Raw genomic sequence first — 16,145 nt, 5'->3', positions numbered from 1 at the left:
GTTTTAGTTAATTATATAAGAATCATTTATATTTAATCGTAGCGGTTTCTGTAGTGATCTATTGCACATTAAACATTTTGCTTGCCATCCTTTGTGCCTGTTTCCCATAAAACCAATAGGTAATCAAATAAAGTGGGATCGCTAACATTAAAAGCATAATGAGCATAATGCTTAAAAACTGAGGCTGTTTAAGGTAAAGCATAAAGTTCTGCAAAATCTCTGGGTCTTTTCTTGCAAATAAAAACAGGCCGAATAAAACACCGCACAAGTTATAGCCCCAAAAAATCAGAGTAAAACCTAAAGTAAATTTCTTTTTTTCTTGTACAGTCGGTGCACGGCGCTCTTTCTTTAAAAATTTAAACAAGACAAAAATCATTGCGCCTAAATATGGAACGGCTGTTAAAATACCACCTACACTCGCTGGTAATAGTGCTGCAACCACACCTACAATTAAGGTGAGTCCTATGCATAAAGCAAAAAACCAGAGAAAGTAAGAGCGTAATTTGGTCATCATTTTGCCTAATTTATGGGTTCAAAAAATAATTATAAATTTTTTTCGATTTTTTTTCATTTTTCTGTCAACCAATCCGAATCTCTTGACGTTATATAGGGTAATAAGGTCGCAGCAACCGAATACTTCCTTTGCACGGCATCCGCAAAATTGTATCGGTGACCTTTCATTACGACTCTTTTCTTCCTTCAGATTAGGTTTTGTTAGCAGCCGAAACCCTTGATGAAGTTTTTGACCGACGATTCTCTCATCACTCGAATCGTCGGTTTTTATTTTCTGGCACTTTCATTTATTTTACGCTCACCATACACAATAGTCCTTTCGTGGCTATAAACGCTATGCGTATACTTTTTACACCATAAAAAATGATTTAAATAATATGAACAACATTGCCTATTTTGAAATCCAGTCTTCAAACCCTGCCCGCGATGCGCAGTTTTATCAAGCTGTGTTCGGCTGGCAATTTAAATTAGATGAAAGTTTACCAATTGAATATTACCGTATAGAAACACCATCAATCATGGGTGGGCTATTAAAACGCCCAGCTCAAACGCCTCCAATAGAATATGGCACCAATGCATTTACCTGTTCGGTTCAAGTCGAAAACTTTGATGAAATTGCCGCAAAAATTTTAGCGCAAGGTGGCATTGTGGCAATGGATAAATTCGCCATTCCCGGTCGTGCTTGGCATGGTTACTTTGTCGATTTAGACCATAACGTTTTTGGTATTTTTCAAGTTGATGAAAATGCTGCTTAAAGATTTTATTTAACGACTCTTTTATTTTTTAATTTATAGCCACCGCCTTGTTATCGGTGGCTATTTACTATTTATTCTTCGGCAAAGCTAAAACTGGCTTCACATGTAATTGGAAAATTAACCGAATTGGCAATCATACATTCGTGATGCGCTTCTTCATGCAATTTTGCAGCAAGCTCTTGGTCTGCACCTTTTTCTAAAATAACCGCAGGCTTTAAAATAATTTGGGTAAAGTGACCACGTTTAACTGGATCTGCATCTTCCATAAATCCAAGTGCATGGTCAACATAACTCAGCACATGAATATGATTGACTGCACACAGGTGTAAATACCAAAGCTTATGACAAGCTGAGGCAGAAGCAACTAATAAATCTTCTGGATTCCATCTGGTCACATCGCCTAAATAGGCAGGGTCTGATGAACCTTGAATAGTGGCTTTTTGTGGATGTTGAATACTAAAGTCTCTTTTATATGAACGATAAGATGAAGTGCCTGTACCTATATTGCCTTCCCACTGTATTTTTACTTCGTATTCATGAATGGTCATTTTGTTCTCAAGATTCATTATTTGAACTGATAGTAACAAAGCAAAGTTTAAAGTGACAAAATTAATTCAGATTTCAGCGTAGGCTTAAATATCGAACACTTTAAAATGTCTTGATAAAATCTCCTGCCAATTTATGCTAACGTATCTGTGTTTACTTTGGCTTGATGTCTGTTTCTATGTCCGTACATTTTCTACATACTTCTGACTGGCATTTGGGGCAGTTTTTTTATAATCATTCACGTCACTACGAACACCAACAATTTTTAAGTTGGTTACTCACTCAAATTCAAGAAAAACAACCGCATGCCCTGCTCATTGCCGGCGATATTTTTGATGTAATTAATCCGGGTTCACAAGCACAAAAACAACTCTATCAATTTTTAGCAGATGCACATCGCGTTGCACCGCACATGCAAACGCTTATGATTGCTGGTAATCATGACTCAGGCTACCGTATTGAACAAGTCGAACCACTTTTAGAAAAATACAATGCAAAAACCGTGGGCGTGGTTCGCTGGAATGAAGATAAAACCCTAGATCTCGATCGACTACTTTTACCTATCTATAATCAAAATCAGGATATTGTGGCATGGTGCCTTGCCCTACCTTTTTTACGTTCGGCAGAAATTACGGGCTTTAATGAACATACCACCAATAGCAAAAATGCAATTGCCTATTTGCACCAGCAACTTATTGCCGAAGCTAAACGTCGTAAAACACCAGACCAAGCGCTTATTTTGATGTCGCATGCTCATATGCAAGGTGGGGAAACATCCGACTCTGAACGCCCAATTATTATTGGTAATGAAGAGGCGCTTTCAACGACTTTGTTTGAAGATGCTGTCGACTATGTCGCTTTAGGGCATCTACATAAACCACAAAAAGTAGGCCAGCCGCACATTCGTTATAGCGGTTCACCTATTCCACTTTCTTTTAGTGAAATTAACTATAAACACCAAGTGGTTGAAGTCAAAATTGACCCTGCTCAAGAGGCAGACCACCGTTTGCAGTTTGAAGCTGTTGAAATTCCGCGTTGCATACAATTGCATCGCATTCGTGGTGAGTTAAACGAAGTGCTGCAACAACTCAAAGCCTTGCCTCACGGCATTGTTGAAAATATTGACCATCGTGAATATGTCGATATTGAATATTATAGTTTAACGCCACCACAGCCTAATTTACGCCAACAGTTTGAAGCGGCCCTACCACCTGATCGCTATCGTTTAGTGCGTATTTCACGTCAATATGTGAGCCAAGATGCTTCTGACACCGATACCACTCAGCACATTGCACTTGAACCACCAACACCAGAAAAACTCTTTCAAAATATCTGGGAAAAACAAGGTTACAGTGCCGATGATGCGGTCTTAAAAGATTTTCTGAGTCTGGTACAAGAAGCACAAAAAAATCTTGAAAATGATGCAACACCTTAAGGATATGTCATGAAAATTTTATCTATTCGTATAAAAAATCTGGCATCTCTTTCTGACGAGCACTTTATTGATTTTGAAAGCGCGCCTCTAGCTCACGCAGGCTTAATTGCCATTGTCGGGAAAACTGGTGCTGGTAAATCGACCATTTTAGATGCCATGTGTCTGGCCCTGTTTAATCGCGTTCCACGTCTTAAAGACAGCGATGGTAAATTAAAAGATGTTGATGGTTCAGAGTTACTCACCAATTCGCCTTTAACTGTTTTACGCCGAGGTACAGGACATGGTTTTGCTGAACTTTGTTTTATTGCACAAGATCAAAAACGCTATTTAGCACGCTGGGAAATTAAACGTGCGCGTGAAAATCCGAATGGTAAGTTACAAAGTGTGCAACGCCACTTAAAATGCCTGACCGATGGTGTGGTACTTGCCGATAAAGCCAAAGCAGTTGATGAAAAAGTTAAACAAATTACCCAGCTTTCATTTGAACAATTTACCCGTGCTGTTTTACTTGCCCAGTCAGAAGTCACGGCATTTTTAAAAGCACGAGATAGTGAACGCGGCGAGTTACTTGAGTACCTGACAAACTCCAGCATTTTCGCCAAAATCGGTGAGCTGGCTTTTCGTAAAACAGCAGATATTGCCAAACAGCGTAAACAGCTTGAAGAGTTTTTAGGTCATATTGAGATTTTATCTGATGAAGAAATCGCAGCATTTACCGAACAATATCAGCAAGCTCAAGAGAACTATCAAAAATTAGAACAACAAAAAAATGTCTTAGACAAACAACAACAATGGTTTGAACGTAAAGCCAAACTTGAGCTTGATGTTCAAGCTAAACAGCAACAGTTTCAAACCCAGCAAAACCAGCATCAGCAACTTGCGGGTGAACGTGAGCAATTAAAACGACTCGAAGTCTTCTCTGAAATACGCCCACAGGTCTTTCAGCAGACTCAAAATTTACAAACCCTACAACAACTTGAGCCGCAAATTCAGCAAGCTCAAATTAAGTTTAATGATTTGGTTCAAATTTTTGAAACGGGACAAAAACAATATCAATCAGCAGAGCAAGAACTCAAACAAACGCTCGATTTTGAGCAACAGCATCAACCTGCTTTAAATCAGGTTCGACAGTCTATTCAAGAGCGCACATTTATTGCAGATGAATATAAAAAGTGCAAAGAAAAAAGAAATGTTCTAGAGCAGAAACTCAACCCGTTGCAACAACAGCAAAACACGGTTCAACAACAGATTGAGCAGCTTCAACAAAATCAAATCCATCTGCAACAACAGCTTACTCAGACTGGGCAATATGCTGTATTAGATAAAGGCCTTTCAGCGCATTTGCATCAACTCGGGCAATTTATTCAAAACTACGAAGCGATTGAACAACAGCTTGGAAACCCTACTCTAGCTCGTCAAAAACTATCGGAAGCTAAAAGTGAACTTGAACAACTGACGGCTTCGGTGGGTACGGTTGAACAGATTGAGGTAAAACTTGAGCAACAGCGTAAAGATAAAGAACAAAAGCTTGCTCAAATTACTCAGCTAGACCTCATTCAACAAAAAATTAAAATTTATCATGAGCTCTATGCTGAGCTTCAGCAATTCACCGAAAAATATAGCCAAACCTCAGCTCAAGAACAGCAGCTAAAAACCGTTTGCCAGCTAGCTGAGCAAGACTACAAAACAGCAAAAATAGAGCGTGAAAAATTACAGCACATCTTGCAACAACAACGTTTATTACATACTGAAAATATTGAACAGTTAAGAGCCAATCTTAAAGAAGGCGAAGCTTGTTTAGTCTGTGGCAGCACGCATCACCCCTACCGTATTGATGACAGCACAGTTTCCAAGGCCTTATTCGACTTGCAGCAACAACAAGAACAACAGGCAGTAGCGCTAGAGCAAACTAAATTTAACACGTGGCAAAGCGAACAGCAGACACTTACCCAGTGTCGTGCCGAGCTCGAACAAGTTCAAAAACATTTATCTCAACTTAATGCAAAACAAGCAAACTTGCAGCAAGATCTTGTTCAGCAATTAAGTCTCAACCAATTGCAAATTGATCTTGCTCAACCTCCAGAACAAATCTTACAAACACTTAACGAGCTTAGACAAGCCGCACAAACTTCAATAAGTTCATTTGACTCAGAAAACTTGCGTTTAACCCAAGCGATTAAGCAGCAGAACCAGTTGCTTCAACATGTTCAGCGTAGTGAAAGCTTGTTCAATACGGCACAGCAATGGCAACAACAAGTTCAGCATATTGTTCAGTGCTTATCTGAATCCGAACAGCACGCATGGCAGCAGTCGAGGAGCCAAACGGCTAAGCAGACTTGGTCTATTCTTGATGCACGTGCTAAGCAACTTGAACAACAAGAACAGCTTTCTCAGCGTTTTGAACAGCAGCAACAAGAACTTAAAATGCTGACAGCTAACCTTGAGCAAATGACCAAACAAATTAATGAGATCGATCAAAATCTCAAAGAGATTACGCTCAAGGGGCAACAAAATAATGAAAGAGCGGTATCGCTCATTCAGCAAATGACAGGCCTTTCTGACCTTAAGTCTCATGATTGGTTAATTGAGCATGATGCCAAACGTCAGCATCAACAAACGGCTTATCATGCGTCTAAACAACGTTTTGAACAGACCAGACAGCACTTCGAGCAACAAAAACAGGCGCTAGATCAGCTCAAGCATCAATATCAACACACCGAGCAACATCAACAACAGATTAATGCGCAAATTCAAAACTGGTTAAACGAGCATTCTGATTTTCAGGCACAGGACTTTACAGCGCTCATACAGATTAATTCAGCACAAGAACAAGATATCCGTAACCGCCTTAATCAGGCAGAACGTCTACTCAGTGAAGCTTCATCTGCCCTTAAGACGATGCAAGAGCAATTAACCGATCACTTACAAACTCAGCCAGATATTGAATTTGAAAAGCTTCTGAACCTGATTCAAGACAATATTGCAGAGCTTAAAGCCCAACTGGAAATTCGTGATCAGCTCAAACTGAAGTTAGAGCTGCACCAGCAAAACCTTGCGAAACAGCAACAGTATGCCCAGCAAATTCAAAACATTCAGCAAGAAGAACATCGCTGGAGCAAAATTTCAGGTCTGATTGGTGATGCCAAAGGCAAAGAGTTCCGTGACTATGCCCAGCAATATCATCTGGATATTTTAGTGGAACATGCGAATCAGCAACTGGCGATGCTTTCTCAACGTTATACATTAAAACGACTTGACCAATCTTTAAGTCTGGCCATTATCGACCACGATATGGACGGAGAAATGCGTTCAGTTTCGTCTTTATCTGGCGGTGAATCCTTCTTAACAGCCCTCGCCTTATCTTTAGCCATTGCCAATATGGCTTCAGGTTCAATGAAAATTGAATCTCTATTTATTGATGAAGGTTTTGGAACCTTAGATGCATCTTCTTTGCATATGGTGATGAATGCTTTAGATCAATTACAAAATCAGGGTCGTCAGGTTGTTCTCATCTCGCACATTCAAGAAATGCATGAGCGTATTCCTGTACAAATTCAAGTGAAACCACTTGGTGCTGGCGCAAGTACCATTGAGGTTATTGGTTAAAACTAAAAAGCCCCGACATCCTGTCGGGGCTTTTTTAGAATCTGCGTTGGTATAACTCCTGTCGTACCTGTATGCATCCATTCATCACTGTTTATTGTTATTCTTAGAAACATCCTGTCTCCTGATGAATTAATAATAAGTGAAAACCACTTCCCGCCATAGCCGCAAAAGGACGCAATGAACGTACGAAATAGCGTACATCAACCCTTTTGCGAATAGTCTCTAGCACCAAATAAAGCAGTTCCCACACGGACCATGGTTGAACCTGCGGCTATTGCAGCCTCTAAATCACTCGACATTCCCATGCTTAAAGTATCCCAGTCTTGAGGGTGAGCATGTTTTTCTCTCACCTCATCGAACAAACGCTTAGCATCTGCAAAAGCGGCAGTATTGTCTGGCGCTGGAATCACCATCAAACCGCGTAGTCTGATTTTGGGTAATTGGCTAATTTGAGCAACTAACTCGGCAACCTCATCTGGTGCACAACCATCTTTACTATCTTGCCCGTCAATATTCACTTGCAAACAAATACTTAAGTCAGATTGATCTTGAAGCCTTTGATTAGATAATCGTTCAGCAATAATTAAACGATCTACACCGTGTACCCAATCAAACTTTTCAGCCAAATTTTTAGTCTTGTTCCGCTGAACATGACCAATAAAGTGCCATTCAATTTCTAAATCTTGTAAAGCTTCAATTTTTTCCAAAGCTTCCTGTAAATAGTTTTCGCCAAATGCTCTTTGCCCTGCTGCATACATTTCACACAAACTTTCACTTGGATGTGTTTTTGATACGGCTAAAAGTTGCACAGTTTCAGGCGCACGCTGAGCATGTTCACAAGCACGTCGGATTTGCTGTAATACGTGCTGTCGCGCATCTTGCAGGTAATTCATTGACAAGGTTCTCATTTTCAAAAAACTTTTTTGCTTTTCACCTAAAGCGAAGTGTTGGTATGCCTCGGTGAAAGCCGTATATTATTCTACAAAATAATGACATATTTTGATTTACTTGGGGAAATTATGGATATTACAGAGCTACTCGCTTTCTCTGTGAAAAATGGCGCGTCCGATTTACACTTATCTGCTGGCATGCCACCAATGATTCGCGTTGATGGTGAAGTCCGTCGCATTAACTTACCAGCTTTAGACCACAAAGATGTTCACCGTCTGGTCTATGACATCATGAATGATAAACAACGCCGTGACTATGAAGAAAAGCTCGAAACAGACTTTTCTTTTGAAGTTCCCAATGTTGCGCGTTTTCGTGTCAATGCATTTAACCAGAACCGCGGTGCTGGTGCAGTGTTTCGTACCATTCCATCAAAAGTACTCACTATGGAAGATTTAGGCTTAGGTCAAATCTTTAAAGATATTTGTGATTACCCACGTGGCATTGTGTTAGTTACAGGACCAACAGGTTCGGGTAAATCAACTACGCTTGCAGCGATGATGGACTACATTAACGAAAACCGTTATGACCATATTTTAACCGTTGAAGACCCAATCGAATTTGTACATCAGTCAAAAAAATGCTTGATTAACCAGCGTGAAGTGCATCGTGATACGCATGGCTTTAATGAAGCACTACGTTCGGCACTGCGTGAAGACCCCGATATTATTTTGGTCGGTGAGATGCGTGACCTTGAAACCATTCGTTTAGCACTTACCGCTGCTGAAACTGGTCACTTGGTGTTTGGTACGCTACATACGACTTCTGCTGCAAAAACTATTGACCGTGTGATTGACGTATTTCCTGCCGAAGAAAAAGACATGGTTCGTGCCATGTTGTCAGAATCTTTACAGGCTGTTATTTCGCAAACCCTACTTAAAAAGAACGGCGGTGGGCGTGTGGCAGCACATGAAATCATGATTGGTATTCCTGCCATTCGTAACTTAATTCGTGAAAATAAAGTCGCACAAATGTATTCATCAATTCAGACTGGTGCAAATCATGGCATGACGACACTCGACCAAAGCTTAAAAGGTCTAGTTTCTCGTGGTGTGATTAGTCCACAAACTGCACGTACTGCTGCAAAACAGCCTGAATCATTCCTATAAAAATAATTAGAGAATAAATATGGATTTTAACGACCTACTCAACCTCATGGTTGAAAAAAAATCATCCGATCTTTTTATTACAGATGGTGTTGCGCCATCTATGAAAATTAACGGGCAAATTGTTCCAATTTCAAAAAATAGTCTTTCTGGGGACGTTATTGGTCAACTATTACATTCCATCATGAGCGAAAAACAGCGCAAAGAATTTGCAGATACTCGTGAATGTAACTTTGCCATCATGAACCGTGATAAAACGGCCCGCTTTCGTGTGAGCGCTTTTCAGCAGCGTGACATGCCAGGCATGGTACTACGTCGAATTGAAACTAAAATTCCTTCCATTGATGACTTGCAGTTACCGCCTGTTCTTAAAGATTTATCAATGACCAAACGCGGTATCATTATTTTTGTTGGTGCAACAGGTACTGGTAAATCGACTTCATTGGCTTCAATGATCAGCTATCGTAACCACAACACTAAAGGTCATATCATTACCATTGAAGACCCAATCGAGTTTATTCATGAACATGCAGGCTGCATCATTACCCAACGTGAAGTCGGCATTGATACAGACTCATTTGAAATTGCCTTAAAGAATACTTTGCGACAAGCACCAGATGTGATCTTGATTGGTGAGATTCGATCTCGTGAAGTTATGGACTACGCGATTGGCTTTGCTGAAACAGGTCACCTTGTATTGGCTACGATGCACGCTAACAACGCCAACCAAGCGCTCGATCGTATTATTCACTTCTTTGAAAGTGACCGCCACAGTCAGCTTTACATGGACTTATCGCTTAACTTAAAGGCCATGATTGCGCAGCAACTTATTCCAACACCAGATGGCAATTCACGTCGTGCAGCCATTGAGATTTTGATTAACTCGCCATTAATTTCTGACTACATTCGTAAAGGCGAAATTCATGAAATTAAAGATTTAATGAAGCGTTCGCGTGAACTCGGTATGCAAACCTTTGACCAAGCGTTGTTTGATCTCTATAAAGCAGGCCAAATTACCTATAAAGATGCATTAAAACATGCCGACTCACCAAACGATTTGCGTTTGACCATTAAGCTTGCCGAAGAAGGACCTGATCAAATAGCAGGCACAAATCAGCATTTAACCTTCGATCGACAGTAATTTCTTCATAAAAAAAGGAAGGTTAAACGTAACCTTCCTTTTTTATTTGTTTTCTTTATGTGAAAACGATTATTTCTTGCGCAACACTTCCTGACACTCAGGTTCGTTACAGTAACCGTAGAGGTTTAATGAGTGACCTGTTAAGGTAAACCCATGTTGTTCTGCTACAGCATGCTGTTCCTTCTCGATAACATCATTAGTAAATTCAATAACTTTGTTGCAATTATAGCAAACCAAATGATCATGATGATCTTCTTGCATGATTTCGAAAACAGAATGATTATTTTCGAAATGATGGCGCTGAATGATACCCGCAGCTTCAAATTGTGTTAACACACGGTAAACTGTCGCAAGACCGACATCTTCCCCTTGTTCTAACAAAGTCTTGTAAATATCTTCAGCACTAAGATGATGTTGCTTTGAATTTTCTAATAATTCCAAAATCTTAATTCGTGGAAGGGTAACTTTAAGTCCAGCTTTGCGCAAATCTTGATTGGAAATAGGCATGAAAAAAGGTCTCTCAACAAATCTCAAGTTGGAATAGGCAATAGAATTTAGATGAAGTATGATCTATCCTTTGATCAAATGCATCATAATTTATTGGGATAGTGTAGCAAAATGCAAAAACTCGTGCTGACGTTATTAGTCACTTCACTCCTTGCTGGTTGTTCAATCTTTGGTGTATATAAGGTTGATATTCCTCAAGGGACTCCTTTGACCAAAGCTCAGGCCTCTCAAGTACAAGTCGGCATGAATTTCCAGCAAGTGCGTTTTTTGCTTGGTAGTCCAACTGTGACTGATCCCCTCAATCCTCAACGCTGGGACTACATTTACAACTATATCCCGGGAACTTATGCTAAAAAGGCAAAAATCCCCGCAGCACATGGTCAGCATTTAAAAATTTACTTTGATGGCACTGGCACAGTAACTAAAATTGAAGGTTTAGAAACTATTCCAGAATCGCAACCAGGTTTACCTGCTTCTAAAGAAGCGATTTTAACTGCCCCACCACTATAATCGTTTTTTCTAATAAAAATAAACCCCTCAAGTGAAATACTTCGAGGGGTTTTATTTATGGGACTTATTACTTTAAGCGATTACTTTTAATATATCGTCCCACAGGATTTTTCTCGGCGCGGTTACGGCGTATATCTTTAGGGTTAATAGTTAAAGGTCTATAGACCTCTACCCGATCACCTGCTTGCAAAATCGCATGTGCCTCAACTTTTGCACCAAAGATGCCAAGTTGTAATGGCTCAGGTAAACTTACCTGTGTCTGCAAACCACTTGCCTCAACCGCTTGTAATGCAGTCATACCAGCTTCAAATGGAATAGCAACTAAGAACTGTTGCTCTGGGGCTGCAAAAGCAACCCACACTTGCTGAGCTTTTTCCATCAGATCATTTGTCCAACTACCGAAATCATGGCAATGACAATTGAAAGCGGTAAAACAATACGCACTGCAATACGCCACAAGTTATAAAACAACTCATTGCTAAAATTCATCGATTTACGCAAGTGGCTAATTTTCATAATCCAACCAGCAAAAATTGCATAGATGAGGCAAATGAGTAATCCCCAAAGCATCAAAATCAACGTAAAGATGCCATGAAGTTCAGGCACAGCCCAAACTGCAATTGCCAAAATAATGACAACCCATTGTAAAACGTACATCAGCTGACGTTGAGCAAGCTGTTCTTTGGCAAGTTGAATAAACAAAGCTGTTGTCATTACCGCAGTAAAAATCCAGGTAAAAACTGGAAGCTGTGCTTGAAGAGAAAAGAAACCAAACGCAACGACAGCAATTAACTGAGCCAACCAGATTGGAAGTGCAGTTTTTGTGGCACCTTCTTGAGAGTGAATTACAGATAAGCTATTTTGCCAGTAAAGTCCTAAGCCTAAACCACTTGCAACAAGTGCAAGTACGGTCGCATTACCCCATTCTTTAAACTCAACATTTGTCCAATGCCAAGGCTGTAAAGTCGTTCCCATTGTATTAGCTAAAACAAGAGAAGCGATTACGCCGACTGTCATTAGCACAATTAAAATCTGACGCGGAATAAAAGATAAAATTAAAGCTGCAACCGCAAGGCCAGCAAAAACAATTTGCCCAGAAACACTATTATTGAGCTGTGCTGTCAGTAAGTTGCCAGCAGTACTCAGTACATTCCCTGCTAAAAATGGAATAAAAATAACTGCAAGCCAACCAGCCAAACGCCATTTTGGTGAACTATCTGCTTCACGAGTTAAACTTGATAAAGCATTTAAGGCAGTAGTCTTCGACCGTTTTGCTAAGGCAATTTCCAAATAACAAACTGGCAGAGCCAATAACAGCATTGTGCCTAACCACAATAACCAGAAATCGATTTGACGATCAATCTGGATTCCCATAGCGGGTGCCAATGTCGCCATAATGATGAAAGATAAGCAAAACGCCATCAGGGGCGATAACCATCGTGACATAGGTATGTCCTGCATTATGCATTCCTTGAAAAAGACTATAGATATTTTGCCCGTCTCATGCCTGAAAATCAAAGTTTGCTCAATAAAAAAAGCAAACTACCGAATCGATAGTTTGCTGCGCTAACTAAAATTATAAGTTTTGTTATTTAAGTTATGCGAAAAACCGAGCAAACCAGTTTTTCCCTTTCTTCTTTTCTTTTTCTCTAATAATTCCCATCATATTTTCTTTTACCGCCCCCACATAATCGGCATCGTCATGTTGAATATGATTGATTAACCATTTTGCTAAAATTTCTTGTAGCTCTTTTTCAACAGTATGTCCCATTTCAAAACGCTCACGATATAACTCTATTTTTTTAATAAATAAATCATGAACACGTTTATGTGGTACACGATATTTATAATCAGCTTCCTCTTGCAAACTTTCTTCGAAAGTAAAATGTGATTGCGTATAATCAATAATGTTATCTAAAACGTCTTTAATACGACGTCTATCTTCATCATCTTTTACATCATCAATTTCATTAATATAATCAAGTATTCGTTTATGTTGCTCATCAATAACCTCGATACCCGTATTATATTCTGAAGCCCATTTCATTTTCATACATCTCCCCAATGATGTTCAATGACTGTTGCATAAACCTCATGATATATTTAAAGAATATAAATAAAAACAAAGCTATTTTGTCGGCTTTATCACATAAAAATTATATTTAAATCAACTTGTTGTTTTTATTTGTTTTTTAAAAAATTAACCAACTAAAATAATAAAGTATTTTTTAAACAAAATACCTTACTATTAAATGTAAAATATATATAAATATCTCTATTCATACATTTTAAATATACTTTATATTAATACTGATCTGCACGAGTAATACGCTTAAGCTCTGGATTTTCCTGCTCGCGTTTTAATCTTTCCACATGAGTAATTGCTTTTTTAATCGGCTTACCATGTTGAAATAAAATCATTTCACCTGGTTGATAAGCAGTCCAGTTTTCATTATGTGTTAAAGGTTCTGTCGTTATAACTGCCACACGATCTTCAGGTGTAGTGACCTGACTAAAATCAACCTCAACATCTAAGTCAATTAAATGAGCCTGATTAAATGGATATTCTCGAACTAACCAATGTAATTTAGTTATCGCGTAACTAAATAATGCCTTCCCATTCGACAAACAATAATTAAATGTGCCGTATTCAGCAATTTGTGGAGAAATTTTTTCTAATACTTCAAATATCTCATCAAGACTCGGTTCTTCATAACCGAAAGCTTCAACCAGTTGATCAAGCAAATAACAAAATGCACGTTCACTGTCTGTATTACCCACAGGGGTAAAACGTCCACTTAGTGGTGGGTTAAAATCATGTAAATCACCATTATGGGCAAAAATCCAATGACGGCCCCACAACTCTCTAATAAAAGGATGAGAGTTCTCTAAAGTAATTTTACCTTGAGTTGCTTTACGGATATGCGCGATCACGTTACGCGATTTAATAGGATAATTACGGATAAGATCGGCAATTGGAGATTCAACTGCCGACTGGTTATCGACAAATAGTCGGCAAGCTTTGTCTTCGAAAAATGCAATACCAAATCCATCACTATGATCTGAGGTAATTCCTGCACGCTGTGAAAAACCACGGAAAGAAAAAGTGATATCCGTTGGTGTTGCACAATTCATTCCTAATAGCTGGCACATATCGCTTTTAAACTACTTCTAATTACCTCACATACTCTATTGTGCATGAGAGTAAAATTGCTTGCAAATCTCAATATGTGCTGGCTATTAGAAAATAGGACATATGATTAACGCTGCCCCATTTTATTCATGACAAATGAAGTCGCCACTTTATTCACTTCCAGAAATACAAAATAATCTAGACAGTTAAATTCTTCATCAAAAAATGCCTGTTTAGATAGTTTTGACTGCATACTCAAATACATTTGGAACAATTTTGGCATACGCTCATCTTGTGGAAAACTGAACTCAGGATATTCAGGCTCATAGATTTTTTTCGAACGAATATCAATTGTTTTACTTTCAGATAATTGCTGAATCTGGAGATGCGTGTAGTACGCTCTAGCCAAATTATCTTGCAGATGAATACTGACACAACCCATCAAATATTTAGCGCGCATTGACCATAATACTTTCGGTGCAAGGTTCAACCACAGCATCGACAATGCTTTACCATTACGAAAGCGAGGATGAACACACGTACGCCCTATTTCTAACACATTAGGAAGGTGTGATAACTGAGGAACAATATCAAACTCATGTGCGCTGTAGCTTTGTGCTATCTCATGACCTTGAAATAATTTTAGACGGGTATACGCGACAATTTCTCCAGTCCACTTTTCACGTAAGACTGCATGCTCGCAACCAAAATCATAAATGTCTTGATCTAAGTTATCTTCAAAATGAATTCCAAATTGTTGGCTAAATTGTTGTGCACGAAATCGTTGTACATCTTGTAATTCTTTTAAATTATCAACCCACTCAAAACGAAATTGTGTCTGATTTATTGCTTTATGACGATTTAAAGGTAAAGTCCAGGTTTGGCGATATTGATTAAATTTTTCCAGCATAATGAACGCTCCTAGTGACACCCCTTACACTAGTCAAAGCTCATGACAAAAAAATGACCAAATTAAAATGATATAAAAAAAGACCACCTAGAGTGATCTTTTTATTGAGAATAACGGTTTTATTAAGCAGTTTTTGCGCGATTAGAAATCAGTGTTCCAACCCCATGATCAGTAAAGATCTCAAGCAATGTTGCATGTGGTACGCGACCATCAACAATATGCGCACTAACAACGCCGCCTTTAACAGCATCAAGTGCACAACCTACCTTAGGAATCATACCGCCATAGATCACGCCTGTTTCAATGAGACGGTCAACTTCTTGCGTAGTAAGGCCAGTTAACAGATTCTTGTTTTCATCCAGCACGCCACTAATATTTGTGAGCAAAATTAATTTTTCAGCACCTAATGCTTCTGCAACCTTACCTGCTACTAAATCGGCATTAATGTTATAAGTATTGCCTTCTTCATCTACACCTAATGGCGCAATAACTGGAATAAAGTCACTTTGGGTAAACATTTCAAGCACATCAGTTTTAACGCCAGTTACTTCACCAACCATACCTAAATCAATATGTTTGATAGAACCGTCTTCTTCTTGCTTTTCCATAAGCAATTTACGAGCACGAAGTAAATTACCATCTTTACCTGTTAAACCAATAGCACGGCCACCATGTTTATTAATCAGGTTAACAATTGATTTATTTACGCTACCACCTAGTACCATTTCAACCACTTCCATGGTTGCAGCATCAGTTACACGCATACCGTCAATACGGTCAGATTCACGACCTAACTGCTTTAAAAATGAGTCTACTTGTGGCCCACCACCGTGAACAACAATCGGATTTAACCCTACCGTTTTAAGTAAAACGATATCTCGGGCAAATGAACTTTCTAGCTCCGGATCAGTCATCGCGTTGCCACCGTATTTCACCACCAGCGTTTTACCAGTAAAACGTTGAATATACGGCAAAGCTTCAATCAAGATTTTTGCTTTGTCGATACCGATATGCTGATGTTGGGGCATTACGCCT

16 protein-coding genes are annotated in these 16,145 nt (G+C 39.1%); 6 read left to right on the top strand and 10 right to left on the bottom strand.

Annotated features, from left to right (window positions below; genetic code table 11):
* Positions 1-58: 58 nt before the first annotated feature.
* Complete coding sequence (locus tag ACLBWE_RS07395; RefSeq protein WP_003653232.1) at positions 59-511, bottom strand: ABZJ_00895 family protein; 453 nt, start codon at positions 509-511, stop codon at positions 59-61.
* A 379-nt stretch (positions 512-890) separates the two neighbouring features.
* Here ACLBWE_RS07395 and ACLBWE_RS07390 point away from each other — a divergent pair, with 379 nt between their 5' ends.
* The gene (locus ACLBWE_RS07390) at positions 891-1,268 is read left to right on the top strand and encodes a VOC family protein (protein ID WP_045434739.1); all 378 of its coding nucleotides are present in this window, start codon (positions 891-893) and stop codon (positions 1,266-1,268) included.
* A 71-nt stretch (positions 1,269-1,339) separates the two neighbouring features.
* Here ACLBWE_RS07390 and ACLBWE_RS07385 read toward each other — a convergent pair whose 3' ends face one another.
* Positions 1,340-1,816, bottom strand: a complete 477-nt coding sequence (locus ACLBWE_RS07385) for an OsmC family protein (RefSeq protein WP_447602018.1) — start codon at positions 1,814-1,816, stop codon at positions 1,340-1,342.
* A gap of 164 nt (positions 1,817-1,980) precedes the next feature.
* Between ACLBWE_RS07385 and ACLBWE_RS07380 the strand changes: the two genes are divergently transcribed.
* Together ACLBWE_RS07380 and ACLBWE_RS07375 are read left to right on the top strand one after the other, a co-directional pair.
* Positions 1,981-3,249, top strand: a complete 1,269-nt coding sequence (locus ACLBWE_RS07380) for an exonuclease SbcCD subunit D (protein WP_447602016.1) — start codon at positions 1,981-1,983, stop codon at positions 3,247-3,249.
* 9 nt (positions 3,250-3,258) lie between these two features.
* Entirely contained in the window at positions 3,259-6,855 is a 3,597-nt protein-coding gene (locus tag ACLBWE_RS07375) for an AAA family ATPase (RefSeq protein WP_447602014.1), read from the top strand.
* A gap of 200 nt (positions 6,856-7,055) precedes the next feature.
* Here ACLBWE_RS07375 and ACLBWE_RS07370 read toward each other — a convergent pair whose 3' ends face one another.
* Complete coding sequence (locus ACLBWE_RS07370; RefSeq protein ID WP_017391777.1) at positions 7,056-7,748, bottom strand: YggS family pyridoxal phosphate-dependent enzyme; 693 nt, start codon at positions 7,746-7,748, stop codon at positions 7,056-7,058.
* A gap of 126 nt (positions 7,749-7,874) precedes the next feature.
* Between ACLBWE_RS07370 and ACLBWE_RS07365 the strand changes: the two genes are divergently transcribed.
* Both ACLBWE_RS07365 and ACLBWE_RS07360 read left to right on the top strand, forming a co-directional pair.
* The gene (locus ACLBWE_RS07365) at positions 7,875-8,912 is read left to right on the top strand and encodes a type IV pilus twitching motility protein PilT (RefSeq protein ID WP_003653239.1); all 1,038 of its coding nucleotides are present in this window, start codon (positions 7,875-7,877) and stop codon (positions 8,910-8,912) included.
* Between the two features lie 19 nt (positions 8,913-8,931).
* A complete protein-coding gene (locus tag ACLBWE_RS07360; RefSeq protein ID WP_004641663.1) occupies positions 8,932-10,050 on the top strand; it encodes a PilT/PilU family type 4a pilus ATPase in 1,119 nt (372 codons plus the stop codon).
* 69 nt (positions 10,051-10,119) lie between these two features.
* On the opposite strand, the gene fur is transcribed toward ACLBWE_RS07360, so the two are convergent.
* Positions 10,120-10,557, bottom strand: a complete 438-nt coding sequence (fur, locus tag ACLBWE_RS07355; RefSeq protein WP_003653242.1) for a ferric iron uptake transcriptional regulator — start codon at positions 10,555-10,557, stop codon at positions 10,120-10,122.
* Positions 10,558-10,668: 111 nt separating this feature from the next.
* Here fur and ACLBWE_RS07350 point away from each other — a divergent pair, with 111 nt between their 5' ends.
* Positions 10,669-11,067 (top strand): outer membrane protein assembly factor BamE, encoded by a 399-nt coding sequence (locus tag ACLBWE_RS07350; RefSeq protein WP_003653245.1) that lies wholly within the window; start codon positions 10,669-10,671, stop codon positions 11,065-11,067.
* A gap of 67 nt (positions 11,068-11,134) precedes the next feature.
* Here the strand turns inward: ACLBWE_RS07350 and ACLBWE_RS07345 are convergent, their stop codons facing one another.
* From ACLBWE_RS07345 to argB, 6 genes are all read right to left on the bottom strand, one after another.
* Positions 11,135-11,446 carry an RnfH family protein gene (locus tag ACLBWE_RS07345; RefSeq protein ID WP_005048580.1) on the bottom strand — a complete coding sequence of 104 codons (312 nt, stop codon included), beginning with the start codon at positions 11,444-11,446 and terminating at the stop codon, positions 11,135-11,137.
* Positions 11,446-12,513, bottom strand: a complete 1,068-nt coding sequence (locus ACLBWE_RS07340) for a hypothetical protein (RefSeq protein ID WP_447602009.1) — start codon at positions 12,511-12,513, stop codon at positions 11,446-11,448. The genes ACLBWE_RS07345 and ACLBWE_RS07340 overlap by 1 nt, the downstream gene beginning before the upstream one ends.
* Positions 12,514-12,664: 151 nt before the next feature.
* Positions 12,665-13,120 carry a bacteriohemerythrin gene (locus ACLBWE_RS07335; protein ID WP_017388663.1) on the bottom strand — a complete coding sequence of 152 codons (456 nt, stop codon included), beginning with the start codon at positions 13,118-13,120 and terminating at the stop codon, positions 12,665-12,667.
* A 251-nt stretch (positions 13,121-13,371) separates the two neighbouring features.
* Positions 13,372-14,220: a class II glutamine amidotransferase gene (locus tag ACLBWE_RS07330; RefSeq protein ID WP_003653249.1), complete on the bottom strand. Its 849-nt coding sequence runs from the start codon at positions 14,218-14,220 to the stop codon at positions 13,372-13,374.
* A 107-nt stretch (positions 14,221-14,327) separates the two neighbouring features.
* Complete coding sequence (locus ACLBWE_RS07325; protein WP_447602006.1) at positions 14,328-15,110, bottom strand: GNAT family N-acetyltransferase; 783 nt, start codon at positions 15,108-15,110, stop codon at positions 14,328-14,330.
* Positions 15,111-15,232: 122 nt separating this feature from the next.
* Positions 15,233-16,138, bottom strand: coding sequence for an acetylglutamate kinase (gene argB, locus ACLBWE_RS07320; RefSeq protein ID WP_056478360.1), 906 nt, complete (start codon positions 16,136-16,138; stop codon positions 15,233-15,235).
* Positions 16,139-16,145 lie beyond the last annotated feature (7 nt).

The sequence above is a fragment of the Acinetobacter sp. M5A5_2a genome (assembly GCF_053345265.1).
This window is presented reverse-complemented; position numbering and strand designations above follow the sequence as displayed.

What these genes read in the sequence shown, in the direction of transcription:
- ACLBWE_RS07335 (WP_017388663.1), bottom strand. Translation starts at nt 13,120, where the DNA reads ATGAAAATGAAATGGGCTTCAGAATATAATACGGGTATCGAGGTTATT.
- ACLBWE_RS07340 (WP_447602009.1), bottom strand. Translation starts at nt 12,513, where the DNA reads ATGTCACGATGGTTATCGCCCCTGATGGCGTTTTGCTTATCTTTCATC.
- ACLBWE_RS07385 (WP_447602018.1), bottom strand. Translation starts at nt 1,816, where the DNA reads ATGACCATTCATGAATACGAAGTAAAAATACAGTGGGAAGGCAATATA.
- ACLBWE_RS07360 (WP_004641663.1), top strand. Translation starts at nt 8,932, where the DNA reads ATGGATTTTAACGACCTACTCAACCTCATGGTTGAAAAAAAATCATCC.
- ACLBWE_RS07330 (WP_003653249.1), bottom strand. Translation starts at nt 14,220, where the DNA reads ATGTGCCAGCTATTAGGAATGAATTGTGCAACACCAACGGATATCACT.
- ACLBWE_RS07375 (WP_447602014.1), top strand. Translation starts at nt 3,259, where the DNA reads ATGAAAATTTTATCTATTCGTATAAAAAATCTGGCATCTCTTTCTGAC.
- ACLBWE_RS07380 (WP_447602016.1), top strand. Translation starts at nt 1,981, where the DNA reads ATGTCTGTTTCTATGTCCGTACATTTTCTACATACTTCTGACTGGCAT.
- ACLBWE_RS07350 (WP_003653245.1), top strand. Translation starts at nt 10,669, where the DNA reads ATGCAAAAACTCGTGCTGACGTTATTAGTCACTTCACTCCTTGCTGGT.
- ACLBWE_RS07365 (WP_003653239.1), top strand. Translation starts at nt 7,875, where the DNA reads ATGGATATTACAGAGCTACTCGCTTTCTCTGTGAAAAATGGCGCGTCC.
- ACLBWE_RS07325 (WP_447602006.1), bottom strand. Translation starts at nt 15,110, where the DNA reads ATGCTGGAAAAATTTAATCAATATCGCCAAACCTGGACTTTACCTTTA.
- ACLBWE_RS07370 (WP_017391777.1), bottom strand. Translation starts at nt 7,748, where the DNA reads ATGAATTACCTGCAAGATGCGCGACAGCACGTATTACAGCAAATCCGA.
- fur (WP_003653242.1), bottom strand. Translation starts at nt 10,557, where the DNA reads ATGCCTATTTCCAATCAAGATTTGCGCAAAGCTGGACTTAAAGTTACC.
- argB (WP_056478360.1), bottom strand. Translation starts at nt 16,138, where the DNA reads ATGCCCCAACATCAGCATATCGGTATCGACAAAGCAAAAATCTTGATT.
- ACLBWE_RS07345 (WP_005048580.1), bottom strand. Translation starts at nt 11,446, where the DNA reads ATGGAAAAAGCTCAGCAAGTGTGGGTTGCTTTTGCAGCCCCAGAGCAA.
- ACLBWE_RS07390 (WP_045434739.1), top strand. Translation starts at nt 891, where the DNA reads ATGAACAACATTGCCTATTTTGAAATCCAGTCTTCAAACCCTGCCCGC.
- ACLBWE_RS07395 (WP_003653232.1), bottom strand. Translation starts at nt 511, where the DNA reads ATGACCAAATTACGCTCTTACTTTCTCTGGTTTTTTGCTTTATGCATA.